Origin of the sequence: Sorangium sp. So ce296 (genome assembly GCF_051529605.1) — a bacterium.
GTDB classification, from domain to species: Bacteria; Myxococcota_A; Polyangia; order Polyangiales; family Polyangiaceae; genus Sorangium; species Sorangium cellulosum_D.
The window spans coordinates 7,189,553-7,211,083 of sequence record NZ_CP150325.1 but is presented as its reverse complement, the minus strand read 5'-3'; the positions used below and the strand labels follow the sequence as shown (position 1 = coordinate 7,211,083).

Here is a 21,531-nt window from a genome sequence, read left to right as displayed (position 1 = left end):
CGATGAGCGGGCGCTCCGAGTGGACGCGCATCGCGCTGCTGCGCGCCGTGCTCGGCGGCGCGGCCGGCGAGCACGTGCTCTGCGGCATCGGCGACGACGCCGCGATCCTCGCGCCCGTGGCTCCGCAGGGCGGGGCGCTCCCTGGCGGCGCGGCGCCGCTCGTCTGGACGGTCGACAGCGCCGTCGAGGGCGTGCATTTCCGGCGCGATCTCCTGAGCTTCGAGGACCTCGGCTACCGGGCGACGATGGCTGCGGCGAGCGATCTCGCCGCGATGGGGGCGCGCCCGCTCGGCCTGCTCGCCGCGCTGGTGTTGCCTCCGGACGTGAGCGACGACGATCTCGGCGCCATCGCCGCGGGCCAGCGCGCCGCGTGCGACGAGATCGGCGCGGCGGTCGTCGGCGGCAACCTCTCGCGGGGCGGGGAGATCTCGATCACCACGACGGCGCTCGGCGTCGCGGCCGCGCCGCTCCGGCGCGACGGCGCGCGCCCCGGCGACGCGCTCGCGCTGGCGGGGCCGGTCGGCCTCGCCGCGGCTGGGTTCGCGCTGCTCGATCGGCGCGTCTCGCTGGCCGGCGCGGCGGCCGCCCCGGCGATCCGGGCGTTCCGCCGGCCGGTGGCGCGCATCGAGGCGGGCCTCCGCGCGGCCGCGGCCGCCCGCGCTGCGATCGATATCTCCGACGGCCTCGCCGCGGATCTCGCGCACCTCGCGGCCGCGAGCGGCGTGCGCGTGCTGCTCGACCCCGGGGCGCTCGTGAGCGCCGAGCTCCGCGAGGCCGCCGCGCTGCTCGGCGCCGATGCGCTGGAGCTAGCGCTCTACGGCGGCGAAGACTACGCGGTGGCGGTCGCGGGCCCCGACGTCGGGGCGCTCCCCGGCTTCGTGGTGATCGGCCGCTGCGCGCCGCGGGAGGAGGGCGCGAGCGACGTGGCGCTGCTCGGCCCGGACGGGCAGCTCACGAGCCTCGTGGCGCGGGGGTACGACCACTTCGCCTGATGCCGCTTGCGGGGTGCGGGCAAAGTGATACTTTTGTGATACATGAACGCGCCCGCCGTTAAACCCGTGACCGAGATCAAGCGTCACGCGACGGAGATCATCGCGCAGCTTCAGGCCGATCGCGTGCCGGTGCTGATCACGGAGCATGGGCGCTCCGCGGCGGTCCTCCTCGACGTCGAGAGCTACCAGGCCCTGCTCCGGCGCCTCGAGATCCTGGAGGGCATCGCGCGGGGCGAGCGAGCTTTCTCGGAAGGGCGCGTCGCCTCGCATGAGGAAGCGAAGGCGCGGCTCAGCCGGTGGCTCGACGAGCCGCGCTGATCTGGGCGACTCCGGCGCTCGACGACCTGGACGAGATCGCCAGCTGGATCGCCCAAGAGAACCGGAGGGCAGCCGCGGAGCTCACCCGTCGCGCGCTGGCTGAGGTGGAGCGTCTGCGTGAGCACCCGGAGTCGGGGCGGTGGGTGCCGGAGATCTCGAGCAAGCTCTACCGTGAGGTGATCGTCCCGCCGTGTCGGATCATCTACCGGCGGGAGGGCGCGAAGGTGCTCATCGTCCATGTGCTTCGCTCGGAGCGGCTGCTCCGGGCTGACCGGCTGTTCTGACGTCTTGCGGCGGTCGCGCCTGGCGCTGCTGCGCCTGTTCCAGCGGCGGCGCTCGCGAGCGCGCCTGGCGTTCTCCCAGCCGCGTCCGCGGCGCTCGTGAGCGCGCCTGGCGTTCTCCCAGCCGCGTCCGCGGCGCTCGTGAGCGCGCCTGGCGTTCTCCCGGCCGCGTCCGCGGCGCTCGCGAGCGCGCCTGGGGCTCCCCCAGCCGCGTCCGCGGCGCTCGCGAGCGCGCCTGGGGTTCTCCCAGCCGCGTCCGCGGCGCTCGCGCCTGGAGTTTCTTCCCGGAGCAGGACACAGCCAGCAGCGAAGCAAGGAACAGCGACGCGACCGATCAAGTACCGGGCCAGCGAGGGCAGGCGGCGAGCGGCGCCGCGCGATCCCGGGCGCCCCCTGCCCGTTCTTGACCGCTTGCCACCCGTTCGCTACCCGAGTCAGGTGAGCCTCGAAGCGTTCGGCGTGAAGAACCTGCGGTGCCTGACGGACACCGGCCTCGTGCCGATCCGGCCCATCACCGTCCTGGTCGGCCGCAACAGCTCGGGCAAGAGCACGTTCCTTCGAGCCTTCCCGCTGCTCCGGCAGAGCGTGGAGACGCCCCGAGACAGCCCGATCCTCTGGTATCACGAGCGGTATGTGGATTTCGGCTCGCTGAAGGACGCCGCCTCCAGTCGGCTCGGCGAGCCGGAGGTGACCTTCCAATTCCGGCTGCGGCTGCCAGAGCAGGCGCAGGTCGCTCTCGGCGACCCTGCCTTCGACATCGCGGTGACGCTCGCCGGAGGCGAGACCCCTCATGTGAGGGGCTACGAAATTGGCGCCGAGGGCCATCTCGTCCGATGGGAGCTCGACCCCACGGGCCGGCTCCTCAGGCTCGTTGCGAACGACGAGACCATCCAGACCGAAGCGCCCCTCTCGCTGGGAACGAAGTCGTACCTGCTGCCGACCTTGCAACCAGGCACGGAGCCGGCGCTGAGCTACCACCAGGTGCCGGAAGGGCTCGTCCCCGAGGCGATCGACTACCAGACGAAGGCAGATACGGTCCTGCTCAAGCCGCTCGCCGCGTTGCTCGTCCCTTTTTTTCACGGAAACACGTCGGCGGACACGATCGACGGGGTGGCCGACGAGCTGTTCCTTGGCAAGCGAAGCGCCATGCTGAAGCGGCTCGTCTCCCTCTCGGATCACACTCAGTTTCAGAAAAGGGTGGGCGGTCTCGGCCCCGGCGACGACGAGTTCGAGCGCATCGCCTCCGCGGCAGCGGCACGCATCTCGCCCTACATCATCGAGGCAGCCGATCTCGTCCTCGCCGACCTCATGAGCCGCGTCGCGTACCTCAAGCCCCTCCGCGTGAGCCCGGAGCGCGCTTATCGCATCCAGAACCTCGCCGTCGACGAGGTGGATCCCGACGGCAAGAACCTCCCCATGTTCCTGCGCTCGCTCTCCACCCCCGAGGCGCAGGACTTCGCCCGCTTCACCCAGGCCACGCTGGGCTTCGAGACGAAGGTCCGCACGACCGGGATCCACGCCGAGATCCTCGTCAAGGAGGGCCCGGCCAAGGGCTTCGTCAACCTCGTCGACGTGGGCTTCGGCTACTCCGAGGTCCTCCCGCTGGCCGCCGCCCTCTGGGCGGCGTGCATCCGCCCCCGCATGCAGAAGCGGGCCCCCGCGCCGCTCGTCGCGATCGAGCAGCCCGAGCTGCACCTCCACCCCGCCGCCCAGGCGAAGCTCGCGCGAACGCTCGTGGAGGCGGTGTCCGGAAGCGGCTCGAAGATCATCGTGGAGACGCACAGCGAGTCGCTGATCAACGGCCTCGGCAAGCTGATCCACGAGGGCCATCTGAAGGCCGAGGACGTGCAGATCGTCCTCTTCGACAAGGACGAGGAGACCGGCGAGGCCGAGGTGCGCCTCGCCGGCTACCGCGACAGCGGCGCCCTCCACGACTGGCCCTACGGCTTCCTGTCCCCCGTCGCCGACCGACGTGTACGCTCCGCGGCGGAGTGACGCGCGGTGCTTCTTCACCTCCACGAGTCCGCGGCGGCGGACGCGCTCTCGAACAGCGCCACCGCGCGAGGCTCGCACGCGTCCATCGAGAACCTGCTCCTCGCGCACTTCGATGGCAATCACGTGATCTCGCTGCGCCCCGAGGACGCCGAGGCGCTCCTCGGCTCGGCGCACGGCTGGTCCCCGCGCGCGCGGCGAGCCCTCCAGCACGTGGACGAGAACTTCGCCCAGATCGCCGGCCTGCGTGACGAGGTCCCCTGGTCGATCGAGCTGGGAATCGGCGCGGCGTTCGACGGTACGGCGCGCGAGGTTCCAGGCGGCCGGAGGGTGATCCGCGCGCCGCTCTCGGCTTTCGACCGGACCCACAAGACGGCGTGCTGCGTGCTCCTCGGCGAGAACCGGATCGACGCGGGCCTGTTCGCAGAGCTCGGCATCATGATGCTGGCCCAGCGTCGCTGGGAGGCGATCGACATGGTCCACGAGCCTCGCGGCGGCGGCGGAGACACGATCGCGAGCGAGTTCGGAAGCCTCGCTGATCAGGGTCGCATCGTGCTCGCCATCGGAGATACCGATCAGCGACACCCGGGTGGCGCTGTCGGCGGCACGTACCGCAAGCTGGCCGAGGCCGCCAAGGACCGTCCGACCTACCAGCGCGCCCGCCCGCTCCACGTGCGCACGGCAGAGGCGCTGGTGCCGCTCGCGATCTACCGCGAGGTGCTCTCGTCCCCCGAGCGCCTCACCCGCATCGACAGGATCGCCCAGCTGCTCCGGTCCGCGCCGGCCGACGTCCTCCGCTATGCGCACCTCAAGGACGGGCTCCGGCTCCACCAGGTCGACAACCCGAGGACGCCGGAGGAGGGCAAGTACTGGCGCCCAATCGCGAAGAACTGCGGGCGTGACCGCTGCAACCAGGCATCCTGCGAGCAGTGCACGAAGCGGGAAGAGTGCAAGTGCTACGTCGTCGACGCGCTCGGCGCGGACGCGCTCTCCGCCGTCGTGAGCTGGATGCAAGCCCGCAAGTCGAAGCGAGATCTCGCCAAGCGCTTTCGCCTGCTCGAGGACGAGGACGCCGCCCTGAAAGAGCTCGCCGACGAGGTGCTGGCCTTCGGCCTCGCGCTCGCGCCGCTCTCGACGTGAGATCCGAGCGCCTGCTGTCCCGAGAGGCGCTCCCGGCCGCGTCCGCGGCGCTCGCGCTCGCGCCTGGCGCCGCGACGACGGCCACGGCGCTCACCCGCCGAGCGGCGCGGCCTCCTCGGGCGCCACCGGGGCCTCGCCACCCGGCTCCGCCGGCGGCGCGTCGGCCTCGATCTGGCCGGGACGCCGCGAGGACGGGCGCACCCGCGCGGCCAGCTCCGGGTGACCGGCGAGCCGGAACAGCCCCACGAGGAACGTCGCGGCGCGGCTGAACCGCTCGTCGTACGCCGCGATCGCGGCGGTCTTGGCGAGGAGCGTCGCCTCGGCCTCGCGCGCCTCGCGGGCCACGTCCTTGAGGTGACCGCGGAGCGCGCCGCGCAGGCCCTCGATCCGGAGCACCGTCTCCTCGGCGTCCCAGCGGATCCCCTTACGGCGCGGCTTCGGAAGGTCCTTGGCGCCGAGCGCGCGCGCCACCTCGCCGGCGAAGCGCTCCAGCTGCACCGGGTCGCGCGGCGTCACGTCCGTGAAGCCGAGGCGCGCCAGCGCCGCGGCGCCGTACAGGCCGGTGAGCCACTCGCGGAGCTCGGTCAGCTCGGTGTACAGCTCGGCGGCGGCCTCGTCGCGGGCCTCCCGCGGGACCGCGTCGTCGGCGAGCTCCTCCAGGTGCGCCTCGTCGGCCGCGACCATGCGGTCGCGCGCGTCGGCGAGGGCGCGCCCGACGAGGCGCGTGAAGAGGGAGGCGTCCGGCGTCTTCTCTCCCTTGCGCAGGTGCGGAGAGAGCAGCGCCTCGAGCTCCGCGGCGATCCGGTCGGCGTGGGCCTCGCCGGACGCGATGACGGAGTTGGCGCTCTTCTGACGATCGGTGACCAGCTTCGAGGGCATGACAGCTCCTTCCCGTGAGCGTCGACGCGCGACGGCGGGCGCCGTCGCCCGCCGCTGCGGCGCGGACGAACGCCGCGCAACCACGCAGGGTACCCGGGCCTGCCGCGCGCAATCGAGCGCCCGGCAGGGTTCCGCCGCTCGTGATCGCGGGAATCGGGGTGGGGAGCCGCAACCCGGGACGAGCGAGCGCGCGGGACGGGGCGGCGCGACCCGGGACGATCGCGCAGCTCACCGGAGCGCTTGCGCTGCCCGGACAGCGCGGCGCAAGCTGGCGCTGGGATGAAGCCGCCGCTTCAACGTCGCCGGACCGTGCCATCCCGACCTGCACTACATGATCCCGGCCGAGCGGCGGCTCCCCGAGGCGCCGGACCTCGTCGACCAGAGCAGCTTTTTCGTGGTCCACGCCCCCAGGCAGACGGGCAAGACCACCGCCCTGCGCGGCCTCGCCGAGCGGCTGAACGCCGCGGACCGCTACGCCGCCGTGCTCTTCTCCTGCGAGGCGGGCGAGGCGTGGGGCGAGGACATCGCGTCCGCCGAGCGGACGGTCGTGAGCGAGATGCTCCGCAACGCCGCGGCCGTGCTCCCGCCGGAGCTCGGGTCGCCGCCGCCGCCGCCTGCCCCGCCCGGCGATCTGCTCGGCGCCACGCTCTCGGCGTGGGCGCAGGCGTGCCCGCGGCCGCTCGTCCTGCTCGTGGATGAAATCGACGCGCTCCGCGGCGCGAGCCTCATCAGCGTGCTGCGGCAGCTCCGCGCCGGCTTCGCCAACCGGCCGGAGCGCTTCCCCTGGTCGGTCGTCCTGTGCGGCCTGCGCGACGTGCGGGACTACAAGGCGGCGAGCGGCGGCGATCCGAACCGACTCGGGACCTCGAGCCCGTTCAACATCAAGCTCAAGTCGCTGCGCCTCGGCGCGTGGTGAACGGCGGCGGCTACGTCGATCGTGAGTACGGCGTCGGCCGGGGGCGCATCGACCTACTCGTGCGCTTGCCTCACTCGGGCGAAGGCGGCCAGCGCGCGGTGCAGCGCGAGGCGCTGGAGCTCAAGGTGTGGAGGGACGGCGCCAGGGACCCGCTGCAGAAGGGGCTCGCGCAGCTCGACGAGTACCTCCAGCGGCTGGGCCTCGCGACCGGCGTGCTCGTGATCTTCGATCGCCGCGCGGGCGCGCCCTCGACCGAGGACCGCACCCGCTTCGAGGAGGCCACGACCCCCTAGGGGCGCGCCGTGACGGTGTTGCGGGCCTAAGTACCCCCCGGACCGCCCTGGCTCAGTTGCACTCGGCGGGCGGCGTGGTTCCGCCGAGGCTCGCTCGGATCTGGGTGAGCGCCTTGGCGCGCGGGGTCTTCCCGCTCTTCACGAGCTTCTCGATCCCGGCGCAGAGATGGGATGCCGTCGCCGCCTTCGACTTGGCCTCCGACGACTTGCCCGACTTGGTGGCGACGGCGTGGAGCGCCGTGCAGCACGCCTGGATGGAGGCGCCTCCCCCGCGGGATGCCCCCGGCGCCGGCTCGGCCGTCGCCGCCCCCGCGTCTGCATCTGCGGCCGCGGGCTCGGCGGAGGCCGCTGCGGAGGGCTCCTGGGTTGCAGCGGGCGTCGGCGTCGGATCCGGCGTCGCAGCGGGCACCGGATCGGCGGCCACCGGCGCGACCGTTTGCGCGGGCGCGGGGATGGTCTCCGGCGCTGCTTCTTCTTTCTGGCAGGCGCTGGACAGGATGCCGCAGGCAAGGACGACGAAGGCCATGGACGAACGCGACCGGATCATGCGTCGTCTTCTACAAAGCTTCGCGGAGCACAGCCATCGGGCTGACAAAGTAGAACCGCGTCCGGACGCCCCCGCAGACCCCCCGCGCAGCACGACCTCCGCCACGGCTCGGCGCTCATCGCGAGCCGTCAACGAGCGCCGCCGGTGCTCATCGTCACCGTCAGCGGTCAACGGGCACCATCACCGTCCACGAATCAGCGATCCCCCAGCGGTCCATGTTGACCGCCCACCGTCAGCGATCGTCCCGGCGATCGCTCCTCGCCCCCCTTTCCCACCGGGTCGGCGGGGGTGGGGGTGATGCGGGAGGGGCTGGCGGGGGTAGGGCCCCACGAATCCGAGCGCCGGCCTTCAGCGCAGCGGGGCGTTCCAGCCCCCTCTCACCGGTTCAGCGGGCCATAGCCGCCAAGAGGCGCGAGTTCGTGGGAGGGGCCCCCCGCCAGCCCCTCCCGCATCACCCCCACCCCCGCCCGTCGCTCTTCAGCTGCAACCCATGCTGTTGCCGCAGTTGAGGCACTTGTAGCAGGCCCCGTTGCGCACGGTGATGTGCCCGCAGCCGTCGCAGACCGGCGCGTCGCCCATCATGTCCTCGAGCTGCGCGTCGAGCGCGCTCGCCGCCCGTCCCCCGCCGTCGAGCACCGCCGACGCCGAGGCGCCCTGCGTGAACGACGCCACGCCGCTCTCCTGGGCCCGCGACTCGACCGGATCCTCCATGGCCGAGGTGACCGGCTGCACGTGGGCGAGATCGTAGCGGTTCAGGTACTCGACCCCGAGCACGCGGAAGAGGTAGTCCACGATCGAGGTCGAGAACTTCACGTAGTCGTGCCCCTCGACCACGCCCTGCGGCTCGAACCGGGTGAAGGTGTACTGCTCGACGAACGTCTCGAGCGGCACGCCGTACTGGAGCCCGATCGACACCGCCATCGCGAAGCAGTTCATCATCGAGCGGAACGCGGCCCCCTCCTTGTGGAGGTCGATGAAGATCTCGCCGAGCGTCCCGTCGTCGTACTCGCCGGTGCGGAGGTAGATCTTGTGCCCGCCGACGCGCGCCTCCTGCGTGAAGCCCTTGCGCTTCCTGGGCAGGCGGAACCGCTCGGGCGCCGCCGCCGAGGGCGAGCGCGGGCGCGCCAGCGCCGTCGCCGCCTGGAGCACGGGCCCGGCGATCTCGGCCTTGTCCGCCTTGCCCTTGGCGTCCGCCTTGCTGTCGCTCGAGCTCGAGGTCGACGAGAGCGGCTGCGACGCCTTGCAGCCGTCGCGGTAGAGCGCGACCGCCTTGAGCCCGAGGCGCCACCCCTCCTCGTAGATCCGCTGCACGTCCTCGATCGTCGCGTCGTTCGGCAGGTTCACCGTCTTCGAGATCGCGCCGGACAGGAACGGCTGCGCCGCGGCCATCATCCGGACGTGCGCCATCGGCGCGAGGTAGCGCCGGCCCTTCTTGCCGCAGCGGTTGGCGCAGTCGAACACCGCGTAGTGCTCCTCGCGCAGGTGCGGCGCCCCCTCCACCGTCATGCGGCCGATGATCGTCTCGTTCGCCTCCTCGATCTCCGCGGGCGAGAAGCCGAGGTGCTGGAGCAGCGAGAAGCCGAAGCGCGCCCGCGACTCCTTGGAGACGCCGAGCCGGTCGTAGGTCTCCTCGCCGAGGATCCACGGGCCGAAGGCGAGATCCAGATCGAAGACGCCGGGGATGGCGGCCTCGACCTTCGCGAGGTCGTCGTTCGTGAGCCCCCGCGCCTTGAGCGAGGCCCGGTTCACGTGCGGCGCCGCCAGGAGGGTGTTCGTGCCGGAGACGTAGGCGACGATCTCCTGCACCTCGGCCTCGGGGTAGCCGAGCCGCCGGAGCGCCTCGGGCACGGACTGGTTCACGATCTTGAAGTAGCCGCCGCCGGCGAGCTTCTTGAACTTCACGAGCGAGAAGTCGGGCTCGATGCCCGTCGTGTCGCAGTCCATCAGCAGGCCGATGGTGCCGGTCGGGGCGAGCACGGTCGCCTGGGCGTTGCGGTAGCCGTGCTCCTGCCCGAGCCGCACCGCCTCGTCCCAGTCGGCGCACGCCGCCCGCCAGAGCGACTCCGGGCAGCGGTCGCGATCGATCGCATAGGCGGCGTCGCGGTGCATGCCCATCACCCGGAGCATCGGCTCGCGGTTCTTCGCGAACCCGGCGAACGGCCCCTTCGCCGCGGCCATCTCGGCCGAGACCCGGTACGCGTGGCCGCACAGGATCGCGGTGAGCGCGCCCGCGACCGCGCGGCCCTGGTCGGAGTCGTACGGGATGCCCTGCAGCATGAGCAGCGTGCCGAGGTTCGCGTAACCGAGCCCGAGCGGGCGGTAGTCGTGCGAGTTCTTCGCGATGCTCCGGGTGGGGTACGCCGAGAAGTCGACGAGGATCTCCTGCGCGACGAAGAACACCCGCACCGCGTGGCGGTAGCCCTCGATGTCGAACGAGCCGTCCTCGCGGAGGAACCGGGTGAGGTTGAGGCTCGACAGGTTGCAGGCCGAGTCGTCGAGGAACATGTACTCGGAGCACGGGTTCGAGGCGTTGATGCGCGCCGTGTTCGGGCACGTGTGCCAGCGGTTGATGGTCGTGTCGTACTGCACCCCCGGGTCGGCGCAGCCCCACGCCGCCTCGGCGATCTGGCGCCAGAGGTCCTTGGCGCTCAGGGTGTCGACGACCTCGCCGGTCGTCCGGGACCGCGTCTCCCAAGGCGCGCCCGACGCCGCCGCGCGCATGAAGTCGTCGCTCACGCGCACGGAGTTGTTCGAGTTCTGCCCGCTCACCGTGTGGTACGCCTCGCCGTTGAAGTCGGAGGGGTACCCCGAGGCGATGAGGGCCATCGCCTTCTTCTCCTCGCGGACCTTCCACTGGATGAAGTCGACGATCTCCGGGTGGTCCATGTCGAGGCAGACCATCTTGGCGGCGCGCCGCGTCGTGCCGCCGCTCTTGGTGGCGCCGGCGGCGCGGTCGAACACCTCGAGGAAGCTCATGAGCCCCGAGCTCGTCCCGCCGCCCGAGAGCTTCTCCTGCTTCCCGCGGATCGCGCTGAAGTTCGTCCCCGTCCCCGACCCGTACTTGAACAGCCGGGCCTCGGCCTTGACGAGGTCGTAGATGCTCATCAGGTCGTCCTGGACCGCCTGGATGAAGCACGCGGAGCACTGCGGCCGCTCGTACGCGTTCCGGGTCTCGATGATCTCGTCGACGGCGCCCGCCCCGTTCGCCCGGCTCGTGGACGCGCCCTTCGCGACGGCGCCCCCGTTCCCCGCGTCGGCCGAGGCCTCGTTCCAGGCGTAGTTGCCGCCCGACCCCTCGATGCCGTAGCGGTGGAAGAGCCCGCAGTTGAACCACACGGGCGAGTTGAACGCGCCGTACTGGTGGACGAGCAGGTACGCGAGCTCGGCCTCGAAGGTGTCCGCGTCCTTCGTGGAGGAGAAGTAGCCGCCGAAGTGCTCGCCCGCCTCGCGGATGGTGCGCGCGAGCCGGTGGACGACCTGGCGGACGCTCGTCTCGCCGAGCTCCTTCTTGCCGTGGATCCCAGCCTTGCGGAAGTACTTGGAGACGACGATGTCGGTCGCGAGCTGCGACCAGCCGGCGGGGATCTCGGCCCCTTCCATCTTGAAGACGACCGAGCCGTCGGGGTTGGTGATGACGCTCGAGCGGCGCTCCCAGGTGACCTCGTCGAGCGGGTCGACGCCGCGGTGCGTGAACCGCCGCTCGAACCCGAGCCCGCGCGGGCGCGAGGCCCCCTTCTTCGCGGCCTTCGTCGCAGCCGCGCCGTTGACCTGCGCCCTGGCAGCCCCGCCGGTCACCGGACGGGCCCCCGCATCTTCCTTCGTCCGCGCCGTCATCTTGCCGTTCCCGGCGGGTAGCTTACCGCCGTCACCCACAACTGCCGACTGGGCCATCTCCAAGTCCTCCTGTAAGCCACCGCACCGGTCGGTGACTCGGATCGTACCGAAAGCACAAATAGTTCCCGGGAGAACACCGGAGGCTCGTTCGCCTCGGATCTCCACAGGTCCGGTTTGCTTCTCCCTGCTACCTGCTCAAACGTTCCGTCTTCCGGCCAGTGAGCATAGGTCCAGGTGCCATGCCTGAAAGGCGTGCGCCGACATTCGGGAGCGCCTGACCGCCAGCTAGTCAAACCCGCGAAGGGCCCGTGCGTCAAGGAGAACCGCTACATCTTGGGATCCCGGGCCGAACAGGGCCCACATATAGCGTCTCGTCCGTTCGGCGCGGGATTCGTCGCGATCTCTGAGCAGTTCTGAACAGGTGCTACCCACCGGGCGCACAGATTACGCACAGCTTTCCCCCGCAAAAATCCGACCCCGTCCGGAAGGGGATTCAATGAATCCGGAGAGCCGGGCGAGGTGTAGGAGCGCGGGCGCGCCCACACCTCCCGCAGCCGCTGCCGCTCTAGTCGAGCTCCGTCGCTTCCGCGCAGTACGCGAGCACCCGCTCCCCCTGGCAGTGGATCGCGAGCGTCACCTCTGCGGCGACCCCGTGCAGCCCGACGAGGTCGAGCAGCGTCGGCACCGGCGCCGGCAGCAGCGGCGGCGGCGGGATGTACCGCGACGCGCGCACGATCGCCGGCTCGATGGCCGCCGCCTTCGGCCCGATCATCTGGCGCAGCTCGTGGAGCGCCCGCTCGAAGCCGCCGAGCATGTCGACGAGCCCGCGCGCCTGCGCCTCGGCGCCGCTGTAGACGCGCCCCTGCGCGAGCGGCTCGATCTCCTCGACCGGGCGCCGCCGCCCGCGCGCGACCACCCGGAGGAACGTCGCGTAGATCGCGTCGAGCTCGCGCTCCATCACCGCCCGCTCCCCCGCGTCGAGCTTGCGCGACGGGGAGAACAGGTCGGCCCGCGCGCCGCGCTTCACGACGTCGGTCGAGACGCCGAGCCGCTCGAGCAGCGGGCCGAGCGCGAAGCGCGCCGACACCACGCCGATGCTCCCCGTGATCGTCTGCGGCTGCGCGACGATCGCATGCGCCGCCGCCGCCACGTAGTAGCCGCCGCTCGCCGCCACGTTCGACATGCACGCCACGACCGGCTTGACCTCGGCGAGCCGCGTGACCTCGTGGTGGATCCGGTCGGACGCGAGCGCGGACCCGCCCGGCGAGTCGATGTGGAGGATGACCCCCCGGATGCGCGGGTTCTGCCGCGCCGCGCGCAGGCTCGCGACGAGCCGCTCCTCGCTGGCGAGCGAGGCGCCCCGGAAGTGGGCGCGGCTGACGATCGCGCCGTGCACCTCGACGACGCCGATGATGGGCCGCGGCAGCATCGGCCGCAGCGAGAGCGCGCGCCGCGCGCGCAGGTAACGGCCCGCCGCCACGAGGCGGGCCCTCCCGTGCCGGCCGGACGCGAGGGCCCCCTCCCCCGCGGAGCCCGAGGCGCCGACCTGGGCGCGGCGCGGCGCGGTCGTGCCCGGGAGCAGCCCCGTCGCGAGCATGTGCTCGAGCTCGTCCTCGTACGCGACCGCGTCGATGATGCCGCGCGCCACGGCCTGCTCCGCGCCGTAGGGCGCCTCGTCGATCCACCGCGCGGCCGTCTCGCGATCGACGCGGCGCCCCTGGGCGAGCGCCGCGACGAGGTCGCCGAGGCGCGCGTCGAGCAGGGCGCCGACCTGCTCGCGCTGCGCGGCGCTCATCGTGTCGCGCACGAGCACCTCGCCGGCGTTCTTGTACATGCCCTTCGCGAACACCTCGGGCTCGACGCCGGCCTGCTCCAGCGCGCGGCGCACGTAGCGGCCCTCCACCGCGAACCCGAGCGGCGACACCAGCGTCTCGGGCCCGACGACGACGGCGCGCGCCGCCGAGGCGAGCAGGAGCGTCGCGTTGTCGGCGCCCATCGGCAGGTACGCCACGATGTCCTTGCCCCCCGCGCGGATCTCGAGGAGCGCGTCCCGCAGCGAGGCGAGCACCGCGGGCCCCGCGTGGACCGATCGCATCCGGAGCAGCAGCCCCGCCGGGCGCGGGTCCTTCATCAGGTGCTTGCCGAGCTCCCGGACGCGCTCCACCGAGAGCGGGGCCCTCTTCCGAGGACGCCACCAGAGGGCGAGGCGGACCCGGGGCGGCTGGAGATCGACCACGCGGCCGTCGATTTCGAGGACGACATACCCGCCCCGTGGTGCAGCAAACGCCCAGCGAAGCGCGCTCGCCGGGAGCAGCAGCAGGCGGAGGAGATTGACGAGCAGGGCAGCGATCACCGGTGGCTCCTCGGAACGTTCAGGGGAAAGGCGGCTCGGGGTCCGGCATCGGGCGGCGCTGAGACGGCGGAGAAGGCAAGCTGCGCTGGGACCGGGCCGCGCGGCGCGAGCCCGGCGAGGCCGGCGGCCCCGGGCCTCGCGCCGCCACTGGAAAGAGAGAGCGTGACGCAAGGGGCCACCCTGTGGCTACACTGTCGCTCGAAGTTTCGAAGGGGACGGCGAGCCGATGTCGGTTAGGTCTTGAAGAAGTCGTCCTCTCTCTTACAGACCAGCTCAGCAAGCCGTGGGCCGTAGGCCTCCGGCGCCCTGGGTGGCAGACCCCCCCTTCACCGAACGTGCATCCCGAGCAGAGCGCCCCCGCCCCGAGCCAGCTCCCCCCGCCAGCCCCGTCCACCCTGCGGCTCGTGCCTCTCGGAGGGCTCGGCGAGGTCGGCATGAACTGTCTCGCGCTCGAGCAGGCCGACGGCATTCTGCTCATCGACTGCGGGGTGACGTTCCCGAGCTCGGACCTCGGCGTCGACGTGTACCACCCGCGCTTCGATCACGTGCTCGCGCTGCGCGAGCGGGTGCGCGGCGTCGTGCTGACGCACGGCCACGAGGACCACATCGGCGGGCTGCCCTTCCTCCTGCGCCACCTCGACGTCCCCGTCTGGGGCCCGCCGCACGCGCTGGAGCTCGTGCGCTACCGGCTCGCCGAGCACGCGCTCGAGGACAAGGTGCGGCTCCTGCCGACGCAGGTCGGGCGAGAGGTCGCGATCGGCGGCTTCGTCGTGGAGCCGCTCCGGGTGACGCACTCCATCGTCGACGCCACGGCGCTGGCGATCCACACGGCCGCGGGGCTCGTCGTCCACACCGGGGACTTCAAGCTGGACCCGACGCCGCTCGACAACGAGCCGACCGACGAGGCCCGCTTCCGCGCGCTCGGCGACGCCGGGGTCCGGCTGCTCCTGTCCGACAGCACGAACGTGGACTCGCCCGGCGAGGCGGGGAGCGAGCGCGACGTCGCCCACGCGCTCGCGGAGCTCGTCGAGACCGCGCCGGCGCGCGTCGTGGTCGGCGTCTTCGCCTCCAACGTCCAGCGCCTGCTCGCCCTCGGTCAGGCCGCGGTCCGCGCGCGCCGCAAGATCTGTCTCCTCGGCCGCAGCGTGCAGACGCACGTGCGTGCCGCGCAGGCCGTGGGGCGGCTCCCGTGGCCGAGCGACCTGCTCGTCCCGCCCGAGGTCGCCTCCTCCATGCCGCGCGAGCGGCTCCTCGTCGTCGCGAGCGGCACCCAGGCCGAGCGGGCCTCCACCCTGACGCGCTTTGCGTCGGGGACGCACCCGCTGCTGCGCCTCGAAGAGGGCGATCGGGTCGTGCTCTCGAGCCGCGTCATCCCTGGCAACGATCGACCGGTGGTCGATATGATGGCCGGGCTGCTCCGCCTCGGCGTCGAGCTCGTGACGTGGTCGACGGATCGGCGCGTGCACGCGAGCGGGCACGCGCACCGGACAGAGCAGGAGCGCATGATCGATCTCACCCAGCCGCGCAGCTTCCTCCCCGTGCACGGCGCGCTGCACCACCTGACGCGGCACGCGGCGCTCGCGCGGGAGCGCGGCGTGGCCGAGGTGCTCGTCGCCGAGAACGGCCACGTCGTGGAGATCGGCAAGACGCAGCCGCTCGGCCGGAGCGGCCGGGCCGTGACCGGTCGGGTGGCGACGGCGGGGGGCGAGGAGCTCGGCGAGGAGATCCTCCGGGAGCGCGCGAACCTCGGTCGCTCCGGGGTGGCGTTCGTGTCGCTGGTCGTCGACGTGCACGGCGCCCTCGCGGCGCCGCCGCAGGTCGTCGCCCGCGGGGTCACCGGGGAGCTCGAGGGCAGCGCGCTGAGGGCCGCGGCGCGCGCGGTCGCGCAGGCGGTGAACGACTGCGATCCGCGCGCGCGGCGCCGGGACAACGACATCATCGAGGTCGCCCGGCTCGCGGCGCGCCGGACGATCGAGGCGAAGCTCGGGAGGCGACCGCTGGTGACGGTGGCGCTCACGCGGCTGTGACGCCGCTCGAGGGGAGCGCGCCGCCGGAAGGCGGCGGCGAGGGGAGCGCGCCTCCGGCGGGCGGCGGCGCCGGGGCGAAGCTCTCGGCGCGGGGCTTCCTCGGTCCGGTGCTGCTCACCCACATCGAGAGCGTGCGCGCCGATGCGCGGCGCGTCGTCGCCACGAGCGCGCACGGCGCCGAGCCGGACGAGGAAGCCGTGCACGACTTCCGGGTGTCGCTCCGCCGGCTCCGGACGCTGCTCAAGCCGGCGCGACGCATCTACGGCAAGAAGCGGATCCGCCCCATCGCCGACGGGCTGCGGGAGTTCGCGCGGGCGACCGGGACGCTGCGCGACGAGGAGGTGCTGCGCGAGACGCTCACCGCGCTCGAGCTGGGCGAGGCGCCGCGGGCGGCCGTCGCCGCCTGGGTCGCGCAGCGCTCGCGCCGCGAGCACGAGGCGAGGGCCCACATCGTCGAGCTGCTCCGGCGGGATCATCCGGGCGACAAAGGCGCGCCGCGGGCCGATGGGCCGGCGGGCGACGCGGAAGAGCCGCGGGCCGACGCGCCGCCGGCGGGCGAGGCGGACGAGCCGCGGGCCGGCACGCCCGTGGCGGTGGGCGAGGCGGACGAGCCGCGGGCGGGCGCGCCCGTGGTGGGCGAGCGGCTCCGGCTGGAGCCGTACCTCGCGCGCCTCGAGCGGCGCATCTCGCGCAAGAGGGCGAAGAAGCGCGGCGCCGAGGCGCTCGCGCGGCGGGCCATCCGCGATGCCTTGCAGGACGTGCGCGCGCTCGCGGCGAGCGATCCGAGCGACGGCGCGGCCATGCACGCGCTCCGGATCCGCTTCAAGCGGCTGCGCTACTCCGCGGAGACGTTCTCGCCGCTCTTCGGAGAGCGCGCCGAGCGCACCGCCAAATCGGCGTCACGCCTGCAGCGCCGCCTCGGCCAGCTGCACGACGTCGACGAGGCGCTCGCGCAGATGACGAGGGCCGAGGAGCTGTCCCCCGACGATCGCGCCGCCGTCGTCGAGGCGCTCGGCGCCGAGCGGGCGCGGCTCGCAGGCAAGGCGACGGAAGAGCTCGCGCAGGAGATCGAGACGCTCGCGTCGCTCTGGTCCGACGCGCCGCCGGCACCCTCGCCGGGGTGACGCGGCGCGCGGGCGCGGTGCAGCAAGGAGCGCCGCAGCAAGACAGCCGCGGAGGGGGGCCGAGCCTCGCCGACCGCGGAGCTCGCCATGGCGGCAGGCGGTCGTGATACGGTCGCCGTGGCTGCATTCATCGAGGCGAAGCTCGCCGATCCAGGAGGTCGTGTTGCGCCGCTCTGCCGTCCAAAGCGTCACCGCGATCGTCGCTCTCCTCGCGGCGAGCGCCTGCACCCAGGACTTCGATCAGTTCGAGCCCGAGCTCTTCCCGCAGTCGTCCGGGAGCGGCTCCGGCGGCAGCGGCGGCGGCCAGACGACGACCGCGAGCACCACCAGCGGCGGAGGCGGCGGCGAGCAGTGCTCGAACGGCGACGACGACGACGGCGACGGCGCGGTCGACTGCGCCGACGACGACTGCGGCGGGTTCGCCTGCGTCGCCGTGCCCGCGGACTGGCAGGGGCCCGGCCTGCTGTACGAGGGCCCCGAGGCCGCGGACGTCGCCTGTCCCGAGGGCTTCTCCACGCGGGTGGACGTGGGCGGCCGCGATCCCGTCGACACGCCCGCGACCTGCAGCCCGTGCTCGTGCGGCGCGCCGGACGTGGAGTGCGAGCGTCCGGCGGTCACCGTGTATGGGGACGAGGGGTGTGACGGGGCGAGCGTCACGCTGCCGGTCGCGTCGGAGAACTGCATCAACCTCCGCGACTTCCAGCCCGGCAGCTACAGCGCCGAAGCGCCCGACGTGGATTCGGCGACGTGCGCCGCGTCGGGCGGCGAGGCGACGTTGCCGCCGCCGCGCTTCGGCGTCGAGGGGCTCGTGTGCGCCCCCGGGCCGGACGCCGGCGGATGTGACGCGGGCGAGGCCTGCGCCCCGCGAGAGGTCGACGCGCCGTTCGAGCCGGGCGTCTGCGTCTGGCGCGAGGGGGAGCGGCGCTGCCCCGAGGGGTTCGGCGAGCGACGCGTGTTCGCGAGCTCGCTGGTCGACAACCGCGGCTGCACGCGGTGCACGTGCGACGCGGACGGCGTGCGCTGCGCGGCGACGCTGGCGCTCTTCGGGGAGACCCGCTGTCGGGAGCCCATCGAGACCGTGCCGTTCAACGGCGCCTGCGTCGGCGAGCCGCCCCCCGCCGCCTCGGTGTCGATCGAGGTGACCGGAGCCGGCAGCTGCCAGCCGCGCGGCGGCGACCCCCGAGGCGAGGTCGAGGAAGGCGACGACAAGATCACCGTCTGCTGCGCCCGCTGAACGAGCGCGGCGCTGGCCGCGACGCGCGACGCTGGGCGCGATCGCGCGTCGCTGGGCGCGGCTACTGCCGGAAGATCTCGACGCGCTCGAGGACGACGTCCTGGTTCGGCCGGTCGCGCGTGGTCGCCACGTTGGCGATGCGGTTCACGACGTCCAGCCCGCTCACGACCTTGCCGAACACCGAGTGCCGGTTGTCGAGGTGCGGCGTCGGCCCCTCGGTGATGAACCACTGCGCGCCGTTCGTGTTCTTGCCGGAGTTCGCCATCGAGAGCACGCCGGGGCCGTCGTGCCGCAGCTCGGGGTTGAACTCGTCGGCGAACTTGTAGCCCGGGCCGCCCGTGCCCCAGAGCGGCGCCTTCTCCGGGTAGCGCGAGAGCGGATCGCCGCACTGGATCATGAACCCCGAGATGACGCGGTGAAAGCGGACGCCGTCGTAACAGGGCGTCCCCTGCATCCCCTTGCCCGTCGTCGGATCGATCCAGTTGATCGCGCCCGTGGCGAGGCCGACGAAGTTCTTGACGGTGTTCGGGGCGCGCTGCTCCTCGAGGCGGATGGTGATCTCACCGAGCGAGGTCTTCAGTCGAGCGTGAAGCTGGCCGGTGCCGGGCACATTGATCGGGGGGAACTCCATCGGGCCTTCTCCTGTTCTTTGCCGCCGAGGCGGCGCCGTCAGCCGAGGGAGGAGAGCCGCGAGCCCCCCTCCTGCGTCCTGGTACGGCGGTCTTATCGCATCTGGCGCCGCGGACGAGCGGCGAAATCGCCTCAGGCGCGCTCGAACAGCGTCGCGATGCCCTGGCCCACGCCGATGCACAGCGAAGCGACCCCGACCTTGGCGCCGCGCGCGCGCATGGCATGCACGAGCGTGCACGCGATGCGCGCGCCCGAGCAGCCGATCGGGTGCCCGAGCGCGATCGCGCCGCCCCGGACATTGACGCGCGCCGGATCGAGCTCCAGCGCGCGTGAGCACGCGAGCGCCTGCGCTGCGAACGCCTCGTTGAGCTCGAAGACGTCCACGTTGGGCACGCGCAGCCCGGTCCGCTGGAGCAGCTTCTTCACGGCGGGGATCGGCCCCTCGCCCATGAGGTTGGGATCGACCCCCGCGGTCGCGGTCGCGACGACGCGCGCGAGCGGCGCCGCCCCGGCGGACTGCACGGCGTCGCCCGAGGCGAGCAGGAGCGCGGCGGCGCCGTCGTTGAGGGGCGAGGCGTTGCCCGCCGTCACCGTCCCGCCCTCGCGGAAGGCGGGCTTCAGCTTCGACAGCGCCTCGAGCGAGGCGTCGGCGCGCACGGACTCGTCGCGCTCGAACAGGACGGGCGCGCCCTTCTTCTGGGGGACGGGGACCGGGACGACCTCGGCGGCGAACCCGCCCGACTCCCACGCGAGCGTGGCGCGCTCGTGGGACAAGAGCGCGAACCGATCCTGATCCTCGCGGCTGACGCCGTGCTTCTTGGCCACGTTCTCGGCGGTCTCGCCCATCGACTGGAGCTCGAACCGCGCGGCCATCCTCGGGTTCGGGTAGCGCCAGCCGAGCGTCGTGTCGTAGACCGTCGGCGCGCTCCGATCGAAGCGCTCGGCCTGCTTGGGCATCGTGAACGGCGCGCGCGTCATGCTCTCGACGCCGCCGGCGATCACGCAGTCGGCCTCGCCGGTGGCGATCATGCGCGCGGCGTCGGCCACCGCTTCGAGCCCCGAGCCGCAGAGGCGGTTCACCGTGACGCCCGAGACCTCGTAGGGGAGGCCGGCGAGCAGGGCGGCCATGCGCGCGACGTTGCGGTTGTCCTCTCCGGCCTGGTTCGTCGCGCCGAGGACGACCTGGTCGAGGCGCGGCGCGAGCGAGGGCTGGCGGCGCACGAGCGCCGCGAGGACGTGCGCCGCGAGGTCGTCCGGGCGGACCGTCGCCAGCGCGCCGGCGTAACGTGCGATCGGGGTGCGAACGGCGTCGACGACGAAGACAGGGCGCAGAGCAGCAGCCATCAGGAGAGCGTAGCTTCGCCCGGTCGCGGCGCCGCTCCGAGATCGCGCGCGCTCGACCCCTCGTCCGCGCCGGGCGGCGGCGAGGTCGCGCCCGCCCGCCGGGTCACGGCCAGTGCAGCACAGCGCCGCGGGCCGACGTCGCGACGGACGAGCGACCCGATCCGTTTCCCGACGGAGCGCTGGCGCGCCGCAAGCGAGCTGGCGCGGCGCGGCATGGCGCTGGCGCGCCGCAGCGGCTCAGTAGCTGTCGCTGGATCCGCCGCCGCCGGAGCGACCGCCGCCGCCGCCGCCGAAGCCGGATCCACCGCCGCCGCGACCGCCGCCGCCGCCGCGGAAGAGGAGCGCTTGCAGGACGATCCACAGGAACCAGCGGAAGGAGGGCGAGATGACCGCGAGCAGCAGCGCCGCCACGATGGCGACGAGCGTGACGCCGATCTTGATGGGCGAGACCGGGGTGGGCGCCGGCCCTGGCGCCGGGCGCCGCTCCTGCTCGGGCGTCCCGGCGATGAGCGCCCGGGCGATCTCGGTCGTCCCCTGATCGATGGCGTCGCGGAACCGATCCTGCCGGAGCAGCGGGTTGATCGTCTGCCGGATGATGTCGTTCGACTGGAGGTCCGTGAGCGCCCCGCCCACGCCCTTGCCCGTCTCGATGCGGACGCGCCGCTCGGACGGGGCGATCACCAGCAGGACGCCGTTGTCGGCCCCCCGCTGGCCGAGCTGCCACGCGTTGAAGGCCTCGTACGCGACGTCCTCGATCGTCTCGCCCTCGAGCGATCCCGCCACGAAGGCGACGATCTCGAAGCCGGTCTGGCGGCGGAGGCGATCGAGCTTCTGGTCGAGATAGAGGAGGTCGGACGGGCCGAGCCGCCCGGCGGTGTCGACGACGTGCCCCGTGAGCTTCGGCGGCGTGAACTCGGCGAGGGCGGGCCGAGCGACGAGCGCGCAGACCAGCGCGATCGCGGCGGCGACCGCCCTGGCCACGGCCCGCAGCCGCGCTCCGCCCGAGACTGCCTGGCGCATCGCCGCCCCCTCCTCAGAACGCGACCTTGGGCGCCGACTGGACCTCGGGGGAGGCGGTGAAGTACACGCGCGGCTTGAACGGCTGGCCCGTCGCCTTGTTCACCACCTGGCCCCGGATCTTCAGGAGCTCCGCGTTGTACTCGCGCGCCGCCTGGTTGTACTCCTCGCGCGCTCGCAGGATGCGGTTCTCGATGCCCTCCAGCTGGACCTGCAGGCTGTGGAAGCTCTGGTTGGCCTTGAGATCGGGGTACTGCTCCTGCACCACGAGGAGCCGCGAGAGCGAGCCGCTGAGCTGCTCCTGCGCCTTCTGGAAGGCCTGCACCTTCTCGGGGTCGGTCAGGTCCTCGGCCTTCAGCTGGACGCTGGTGGCGCGGGCGCGCGCCTCGGCGACGCTCGCGAGCGTCTGCTCTTCGTGCTTGGCCGACGCCTTCACCACCGCCACGAGGTTCGGGACGAGGTCGTAACGCCGCTGGAGGTTCGCCTCGAGATCCGACCACTTCTGGGCCGCGATCTGATCCTTCTCGACGAGCACGTCGTAGCGCTGGCAGCCGACGACAGACGTCATGAGGGCGAGCACCGCCAAGAAAATGGAAAACACCGCGAGGCG

Annotated in this window: 16 protein-coding genes and 1 pseudogene; 9 read left to right on the top strand and 8 right to left on the bottom strand. The window is 72.9% G+C overall.

The features are described 5' to 3' along the window. The first annotated feature begins 2 nt into the window (after positions 1-2). The 5 genes from thiL (at position 3) to WME98_RS26845 (ending at position 4,723) form a co-directional block, all read left to right on the top strand. Positions 3-992 (top strand): thiamine-phosphate kinase, encoded by a 990-nt coding sequence (gene thiL / locus WME98_RS26865; protein WP_437953890.1) that lies wholly within the window; start codon positions 3-5, stop codon positions 990-992. 42 nt (positions 993-1,034) lie between these two features. Further along, the gene (locus WME98_RS26860) at positions 1,035-1,310 is read left to right on the top strand and encodes a type II toxin-antitoxin system Phd/YefM family antitoxin (protein WP_437953889.1); all 276 of its coding nucleotides are present in this window, start codon (positions 1,035-1,037) and stop codon (positions 1,308-1,310) included. After that, positions 1,289-1,594, top strand: a complete 306-nt coding sequence (locus WME98_RS26855) for a type II toxin-antitoxin system RelE/ParE family toxin (protein ID WP_437953888.1) — start codon at positions 1,289-1,291, stop codon at positions 1,592-1,594. Before WME98_RS26860 ends, WME98_RS26855 begins: the two co-directional genes overlap by 22 nt. Before the next feature lie 435 nt (positions 1,595-2,029). Further along, positions 2,030-3,586, top strand: coding sequence for an AAA family ATPase (locus WME98_RS26850; protein WP_437953887.1), 1,557 nt, complete (start codon positions 2,030-2,032; stop codon positions 3,584-3,586). Between the two features lie 6 nt (positions 3,587-3,592). Then, a complete protein-coding gene (locus WME98_RS26845; RefSeq protein ID WP_437953886.1) occupies positions 3,593-4,723 on the top strand; it encodes a hypothetical protein in 1,131 nt (376 codons plus the stop codon). A 90-nt stretch (positions 4,724-4,813) separates the two neighbouring features. Here the strand turns inward: WME98_RS26845 and WME98_RS26840 are convergent, their stop codons facing one another. Continuing rightward, on the bottom strand, positions 4,814-5,602 hold the full coding sequence (locus WME98_RS26840) for a hypothetical protein (protein ID WP_437953885.1): 789 nt from the start codon (positions 5,600-5,602) through the stop codon (positions 4,814-4,816). Between the two features lie 331 nt (positions 5,603-5,933). Between WME98_RS26840 and WME98_RS26835 the strand changes: the two are divergent. Next, positions 5,934-6,811, top strand: a pseudogene (locus WME98_RS26835) (AAA family ATPase). 52 nt (positions 6,812-6,863) lie between these two features. Here the strand turns inward: WME98_RS26835 and WME98_RS26830 are convergent. The 3 genes from WME98_RS26830 to sppA all read right to left on the bottom strand — a co-directional run bounded on the left by WME98_RS26830 (position 6,864) and on the right by sppA (position 13,545). Beyond that, on the bottom strand, positions 6,864-7,358 hold the full coding sequence (locus WME98_RS26830; RefSeq protein WP_437953884.1) for a hypothetical protein: 495 nt from the start codon (positions 7,356-7,358) through the stop codon (positions 6,864-6,866). 477 nt (positions 7,359-7,835) lie between these two features. Continuing rightward, positions 7,836-11,249: a vitamin B12-dependent ribonucleotide reductase gene (locus WME98_RS26825; protein ID WP_437953883.1), complete on the bottom strand. Its 3,414-nt coding sequence runs from the start codon at positions 11,247-11,249 to the stop codon at positions 7,836-7,838. Between the two features lie 508 nt (positions 11,250-11,757). After that, complete coding sequence (sppA, locus tag WME98_RS26820) at positions 11,758-13,545, bottom strand: signal peptide peptidase SppA (protein WP_437953882.1); 1,788 nt, start codon at positions 13,543-13,545, stop codon at positions 11,758-11,760. Positions 13,546-13,979: 434 nt separating this feature from the next. Here sppA and WME98_RS26815 point away from each other — a divergent pair, with 434 nt between their 5' ends. The 3 genes from WME98_RS26815 to WME98_RS26805 all read left to right on the top strand — a co-directional run bounded on the left by WME98_RS26815 (position 13,980) and on the right by WME98_RS26805 (position 17,930). Beyond that, positions 13,980-15,572 carry a ribonuclease J gene (locus WME98_RS26815; protein WP_437953881.1) on the top strand — a complete coding sequence of 531 codons (1,593 nt, stop codon included), beginning with the start codon at positions 13,980-13,982 and terminating at the stop codon, positions 15,570-15,572. After that, positions 15,569-16,696, top strand: coding sequence for a CHAD domain-containing protein (locus WME98_RS26810; RefSeq protein ID WP_437953880.1), 1,128 nt, complete (start codon positions 15,569-15,571; stop codon positions 16,694-16,696). Before WME98_RS26815 ends, WME98_RS26810 begins: the two co-directional genes overlap by 4 nt. 163 nt (positions 16,697-16,859) lie before the next feature. Then, complete coding sequence (locus WME98_RS26805; protein ID WP_437953879.1) at positions 16,860-17,930, top strand: hypothetical protein; 1,071 nt, start codon at positions 16,860-16,862, stop codon at positions 17,928-17,930. A gap of 61 nt (positions 17,931-17,991) precedes the next feature. Here the strand turns inward: WME98_RS26805 and WME98_RS26800 are convergent, their stop codons facing one another. The 4 genes from WME98_RS26800 to WME98_RS26785 form a co-directional block, all read right to left on the bottom strand. Next, the gene (locus WME98_RS26800; RefSeq protein WP_437953878.1) at positions 17,992-18,561 is read right to left on the bottom strand and encodes a peptidylprolyl isomerase; all 570 of its coding nucleotides are present in this window, start codon (positions 18,559-18,561) and stop codon (positions 17,992-17,994) included. 131 nt (positions 18,562-18,692) lie between these two features. Next, positions 18,693-19,904, bottom strand: a complete 1,212-nt coding sequence (locus WME98_RS26795; protein ID WP_437953877.1) for a thiolase family protein — start codon at positions 19,902-19,904, stop codon at positions 18,693-18,695. Between the two features lie 237 nt (positions 19,905-20,141). Continuing rightward, the gene (locus WME98_RS26790) at positions 20,142-20,924 is read right to left on the bottom strand and encodes a TPM domain-containing protein (protein WP_437953876.1); all 783 of its coding nucleotides are present in this window, start codon (positions 20,922-20,924) and stop codon (positions 20,142-20,144) included. Positions 20,925-20,937: 13 nt separating this feature from the next. After that, positions 20,938-21,489 carry a LemA family protein gene (locus WME98_RS26785; protein WP_237244973.1) on the bottom strand — a complete coding sequence of 184 codons (552 nt, stop codon included), beginning with the start codon at positions 21,487-21,489 and terminating at the stop codon, positions 20,938-20,940. Positions 21,490-21,531 lie beyond the last annotated feature (42 nt).

Coding starts and splice junctions, on each gene's coding strand:
- thiL (WP_437953890.1), top strand. CDS start 3: ATGAGCGGGCGCTCCGAGTGGACGCGCATCGCGCTGCTGCGCGCCGTG.
- WME98_RS26860 (WP_437953889.1), top strand. CDS start 1,035: ATGAACGCGCCCGCCGTTAAACCCGTGACCGAGATCAAGCGTCACGCG.
- WME98_RS26840 (WP_437953885.1), bottom strand. CDS start 5,602: ATGCCCTCGAAGCTGGTCACCGATCGTCAGAAGAGCGCCAACTCCGTC.
- WME98_RS26830 (WP_437953884.1), bottom strand. CDS start 7,358: ATGATCCGGTCGCGTTCGTCCATGGCCTTCGTCGTCCTTGCCTGCGGC.
- WME98_RS26825 (WP_437953883.1), bottom strand. CDS start 11,249: ATGGCCCAGTCGGCAGTTGTGGGTGACGGCGGTAAGCTACCCGCCGGG.
- WME98_RS26815 (WP_437953881.1), top strand. CDS start 13,980: ATGAACTGTCTCGCGCTCGAGCAGGCCGACGGCATTCTGCTCATCGAC.
- WME98_RS26800 (WP_437953878.1), bottom strand. CDS start 18,561: ATGGAGTTCCCCCCGATCAATGTGCCCGGCACCGGCCAGCTTCACGCT.
- WME98_RS26795 (WP_437953877.1), bottom strand. CDS start 19,904: ATGGCTGCTGCTCTGCGCCCTGTCTTCGTCGTCGACGCCGTTCGCACC.
- WME98_RS26790 (WP_437953876.1), bottom strand. CDS start 20,924: ATGCGCCAGGCAGTCTCGGGCGGAGCGCGGCTGCGGGCCGTGGCCAGG.
- WME98_RS26785 (WP_237244973.1), bottom strand. CDS start 21,489: ATGACGTCTGTCGTCGGCTGCCAGCGCTACGACGTGCTCGTCGAGAAG.